Genomic DNA, 5,507 nt, shown 5'->3' on the forward strand with positions numbered 1-5,507 from the left:
TCGTCGATGCGGAGGCCGAGCCGGGCCAGACGTTCAACCCGCTGTATCGCTCGCTGATCGCCTTTTTCGCCGTCACCTTCTTCGTCGCGGGCGGCGCCTATGGAGCGGGCGCCGGCACCGTGAAGTCGCACCGGGACATGGTCCGCATGATGGGAGAAGGCATATCGCAGTTGGCCCCCTACATCGTACTGGCCTTCTTCGCCGCCCACTTCGTCGCCATGATCAACTGGTCGGGCCTGGGACCGATTCTCGCGGTCAACGCGGCCGACGCCTTGCAGGACATCGCCCTGCCCGCCCCGCTGCTGCTGATCGTCGTCGTGCTGGTCAGCTGCGTGTTCGACCTGTTCATCGGCTCGGCCTCCGCCAAGTGGTCGGCGTTGGCCCCGATCGTGGTGCCCATGTTCATGCTGCTGGGCATCTCGCCCGAGATGACGACCGCCGCCTATCGGATGGGCGATTCGGTGACCAATATCGCCACGCCGCTGATGAGCTATTTCCCGCTGATCCTGACCTTCGCCCAGCGGTGGGATCCGCGATTCGGCCTCGGGTCCCTCATGGCGACCATGTTGCCCTACGCCGGGGCCTTCCTGGCGGCGGGACTGGTTATGGTGGCGGCCTGGGTGGCGCTGGACCTGCCGCTGGGTCCGGGCGTTGGTGTCCATTATGAGGCGCCGCCGCCCGCCGTCGCCGCGCAGGAGCCGATTTCCGGCGGCGTCGCGGGTCCGCACAGCCCGCCCCAGCCGGCGGCCGCGCCGACGATGCGTTGAGGCGTTCACTTCTGCCGAAAAGGTCGCTTGACGCGCCCGGTCGGTCCGCCTAAACGACGCCCCTCGCCGAGGCGCACAGCCGCTTCGGCCGGGAAACGCGGGTGTAGCTCAGTTGGTTAGAGTGCCGGCCTGTCACGCCGGAGGTCGCGGGTTCGAGCCCCGTCACTCGCGCCACTTCTTCTAGAAATAGACGAAGTGGCGCACCGCCTTCCCAAAGAACAGCTTTCGGAACAGCTCTAAAGTTTCGACCTGGATACGCGGGTGTAGCTCAGTTGGTTAGAGTGCCGGCCTGTCACGCCGGAGGTCGCGGGTTCGAGCCCCGTCACTCGCGCCACTCCTGATCCACAGAGAGTGGCGCCCCGCTTTTCCCAATGCCCCGAACAGCATGCGTTGTCCCGTCGCCGGACGCGGCGATGTGGACGCCTCAGTGGACGGGACGATCGCCCGTCCGCCCGGTGAAGCCGGCCTCGCCGGTCAGGTCGCCATAGAAGTCGCACAGATCCTCGAACACGCGGTTCCAGGCGAACTGGGTCTCGGCCTTCACACGCGCCGCGCGGCCGATTGCTTCGATATCGCGCGCGAACAGGGCCTCGATGGCCTGGGCGTAATCGTCGGCGTCCGCACGCGCAGCCAGCTGGCCGACCGATTCATCGACGGTCTCGGCCACGCCGCCGGAGTTCACGCCCACCACGGGACGGCCGCACGCCATCGCCTCCAGAACGATCAGGCCGAACGGCTCCTTGTCGTTGGCGTGCACGAAGGCGTCGCAGCTGGCGATGATCTTGGACACCGCGCGGGGATCCTTTTCATACGGCAGCGAGATGACGCGATCTTCGACGGGCATGCCCGAACCGGCGCCGACCAGCACCAGATGATAGGGCGCGCCCAGCTTCTGGACGGCGTCGATCAGGACGTCGACATTCTTTTCCTTGGCGGGACGTCCGGCGAAGCACAGCAGCCGCGCATCCGCCCCCAGGCCCAACCGGTCCAGCAGCCACGTGCGGTCCCGGCGGTCAGGCCGGAAGGTGTCGATTTCCACCCCCAGGGGGCGGATGAAGATGTTTTCGATGCCCGCCTCTTCCAGGCGTCGGGCGATGTAGCGACTGGGCGAAACCACGCGGTCGAACTGTGAGAACAGTCGCGCCCATCGCTTCTCGACCGGCTTCTTGGCCCATTCGCCGAAGTGAAGCGCCGCGAGCGCCGCCGGGTCGGAGTGGCAGAAGCCGACGACGGGGCAGCCGACCCTCTGGCCGGCTTCTAGCGCGCCCTGGCCCGGCGTATAGGGGTCCCCGGCCTCGATGATCGCCGGCTTCATCGCCGCCACCCACGCGCTCCAGCGCTTGACGGAGTTGGGCCAGCGATAGCCGTCGCTGAACGGCAGCTTGGTGGCCCGGAGCCTTATGACCTCGTCCCTGCCCGCCCGATGGCGCGCGCCCGGCACGATCAGCGAATGCGCGACATCCGGCCGGTTCGCCTCGATCCACGCCTTCTTCGACAGCAGATAGCGTTTCACCCCGCCAGAGCGAGGCGCGAACAGCATGGTGGTGTCGACCAGCCGCGGCCGCTCGTCATGCGTCGACGCCTTCAGCGCCCGCAGCGTCTCGGCCACCTCGACGTCCAAGCCGGGAATCAGCCGGATTTCGCTTTCCTGAACTTCGAGGTCGGTCAGGGTCATGGGGGAGTTCTCGCTTGGCCTGGCCCCACGAACGCGACGCGACGGGCTTTGGATGCGTTTCGCGGTTACGCGCTTGGCCATGGCCGCCCGTAAACCTCGTCGCGGCAAAGCTCAAGCGGAATGCCGCGGCAATCCCTCCGCACACCACCTAAACAGCCCGAAGTCGGCGAAATGGACGAACGCGGATCTCGTCCGGGCGCGGCGCCTGACGCCGTCAGCGCCTTGCATTCGCCTCAAATTCGATAAACTTGGAAACACTGGAGCGAGGTCTGCTAAGAGGGCCTCCAATCCGTCCGTGCGTGACCACCAGGGGTTTCTTTCGAATGCGTATTCTGCTCGCGACTGCCGTGGCGATCGCCCCCTTGATGATCGCCGCCGGCGCCGAGGCCCAGGTCGTGATCTCCAACGAGCGCACCACGCCGATCAGCACCTCGACGGCGAACAACGGGGCGGCTTCCGATATTCGGATCGGCAGCGGGGGCAATGTGAAGGTGGCGACGGGCGCCGGCGTGACGGTCGACTCGGACAATGACCTGGACATCGATTCCGGCGGCTCGATCACCATGACCGAGGCGGCCGACGGCGCCACGGGCGTGCTGGTCCAGGGCGGCGCCGCCGCCTCCGTGACGGTCGGCGGCGCCATCACCATCACCGATTCTCTGGACACCGAGGATTACAAGGACACCGACGAGGACGGAGACCTGGATGGTCAGTTCGCTGCTGGCACGGATCGATACGGCGTCCGCGTGGCGGGGCCGGAGGCGCTGGATGGCGATCTGCTGATCGAGCGGACCGGCGCGATCCGCGTCGAGGGCAACAACAGCTACGGCCTGTCGGTCGAATCCGACCTGGACGGATCTTTGATGAGCCTGGGGTCGGTGAACCTGCTCGGCGACAACACGCGCGCAATCAGCGTCACCGGCGATGTGGCCGAGGACATGGTCGTGTCCGGCACGGTGTCGGCGACGGGGGCGAACGCCACGGGCGTCGCGGTGGAAGGCGACGTGGGCGGGGCTCTCGTGCTGCATTCGACCGTCAGTACGACCGGATACCGCTACGTCACGCCGCCGCCCGCTCGCCCCACCACGGGGACCGTCGATGACAAGAACCTCTACCTCGAGGATCTCGACGCTGACGACCTTCTGCAAGGCGGACCGGCCGTCCTGGTTGCGGGCGACGTGGCGGGTGGCGTGATCCTGGCCGTGGGCCCCACCTACACCGACCCGGCCGGCGTCGAAGGAGATGATGACGGCGACGGCGTCAAGAACGGCGACGAGGACGACGACGGCGACGGCACGAAGAACCGCGACGACACCGACCGCGATGGCGACGGCATCCCGGACGCGAGCGAAACGACGCCCAGCTTGACGTCGATCGGCGGCGCTCCTGCCCTGTTGGTCGGCGCCGCCGACCGCGACATCGCCCTCGGCGCGGTGGGCGAAGGCGACAAGGCTTACGGCCTGATCAATCAGGGCTCCATCACCGGTTCCGGTGTCTACTCCGGCGTGGAGTCCAAGGCGCTCCAGATTGGCGTCGCAGGCGGTGGCGCGGTCGACATCGCAGGTGGAATCCGCAACGAAGGCAGCATCAGCGCCAGCGCGCTCGACGCCGACGCCACGGCCGTGTGGGTCGGGGGTCAAGCGACCGCTCCCGCGCTCGTCAACACCGGAGCGATTCAGTCTGTCGCGGGATCGGACGAGGCCGTGACGGCCACCGGCGTGCTGATCGGCCAGAACGCTTCGGTGACAAGTCTCACCAACTCCGGCTCCATCGTCGCCGGCTTCACGGGCAATCAGGGAGAGGCGGTCGCTGTTCGCGACCTGTCCGGCAGCCTGACGGAGCTGACAAATTCGGGCGTCATCTCCGGCCTGGTGGCCGCCGACGCGGAATCCGACGTGGAGTTTTCCAGCACCGCGGTCGCCGTGGACGTCAGCGCCAACACGTCCGGCGTGACCATTCGTCAGTTCGGCGTGGTTGACGAGGACTCCGAACTGCCCGACGCCGACGACGATGGCGTGCCCGACACTAAGGAACCGTCGATCCGGGGCGCGATCCGTCTCGGATCGGGCGATGACGCGCTCCTGGTCGAGAACGGATCCGTCACCGGCGACATCGCCTTTGGCGCGGGCCAGGATCGTCTGTCCATCTCTGGCGGCGGCACGGTCGTCGGCGCGATCAGCGACGCGGACGGACGCCTCGACATCGATGTGTCGAACGGCTCGCTGTTCGCCACGCAGACATCCACTGTCGCGATTTCCAGCCTGAACGTAGGCGCCGACGGCACGCTGTTGTTCAATGTCGACCCCGCCGCCGATGCGGCCGGCGGCTTCAACGTCTCCGGCGCCGCGAACGTCGCGACCGGGGCGTCGTTGGGCGTGCGCTTCGCCTCCCTGCTGGACGAGCCCGAGCGCTTCACCCTGCTGACCGCCGGCGAGTTGAACGTCGGCGAACTGGACCAGTCCCTTCTCGAAGAGAACTCCCCCTATCTGTACGTGGTCGAAGCCGGCGTCGACGACGGAGCGGGACAACTCTACATCGACGCGCGCCGTCGCACGGCCGAGGAGGCCGACCTGATCCGCGTGGAAGCGTCGGCCTTCGACGCGATCTATGAAGCGCTGGGCGACAACGAGACGCTTCAGAATCTCTTCCTGGGCCAGACCTCGCGCGAAGACTTCATCGACGTTTACGAACAGATGCTGCCGGATCACTCGGGCGGACCGCTGATGTCTCTGTCGGCCGGGGTGGATGCGGTGACGCGCGCGCTGACAGGCCGAAACGCCTCGGCCGCGCCAGGCGAAACCAGCGCCTGGGTGCAGGAAATCAACTTCTACGCCGACAAGGACAAGACGGAGTCCTACGGTTTCCGTTCCGAGGGTTTCGGCGTCGCCGGCGGCGTGGAGCGGGGCAGCAGCCTGGGCGCCTTCGGCGTCTCGGTCGCCTTCACCTCGTCTGACATCGAGGACCCCGAGGCCGAGGCCGAGGAAATCCTGTCGGCCAACCTGCTGGAACTGGGTCTCTACTGGCGCGCCCAAGGCCAGTACTGGACGACCTGGGCGCGGGCGGCC

General features: G+C 67.3%; 3 protein-coding genes and 2 tRNA genes. 4 read left to right on the forward strand and 1 reads right to left on the reverse strand.

Annotation, left to right across the window (positions count from 1 at the left end):
• The 3 genes from B2U11_RS14710 to B2U11_RS14720 form a co-directional block, all read left to right on the forward strand.
• Window positions 1-767 (forward strand): AbgT family transporter (locus B2U11_RS14710; RefSeq protein WP_292072853.1); only part of this gene is annotated, 767 nt, incomplete at its 5' end.
• A 97-nt stretch (window positions 768-864) separates the two neighbouring features.
• Window positions 865-941 (forward strand) — tRNA-Asp (locus B2U11_RS14715).
• Between the two features lie 83 nt (window positions 942-1,024).
• A tRNA-Asp gene (locus B2U11_RS14720) sits at window positions 1,025-1,101 on the forward strand.
• A 90-nt stretch (window positions 1,102-1,191) separates the two neighbouring features.
• Here the strand turns inward: B2U11_RS14720 and B2U11_RS14725 are convergent.
• Window positions 1,192-2,442 (reverse strand): glycosyltransferase, encoded by a 1,251-nt coding sequence (locus B2U11_RS14725; RefSeq protein ID WP_292072855.1) that lies wholly within the window; start codon window positions 2,440-2,442, stop codon window positions 1,192-1,194.
• A 323-nt stretch (window positions 2,443-2,765) separates the two neighbouring features.
• Here B2U11_RS14725 and B2U11_RS14730 point away from each other — a divergent pair.
• Window positions 2,766-5,507 (forward strand): beta strand repeat-containing protein (locus B2U11_RS14730; RefSeq protein ID WP_292072856.1); only part of this gene is annotated, 2,742 nt, incomplete at its 3' end.

The sequence above is a fragment of the Brevundimonas sp. UBA7534 genome (assembly GCF_002479325.1).
GTDB lineage: Bacteria > Pseudomonadota > Alphaproteobacteria > Caulobacterales > Caulobacteraceae > Brevundimonas.

Coding starts and splice junctions, on each gene's coding strand:
- B2U11_RS14725 (WP_292072855.1), bottom strand. CDS start 2,442: ATGACCCTGACCGACCTCGAAGTTCAGGAAAGCGAAATCCGGCTGATT.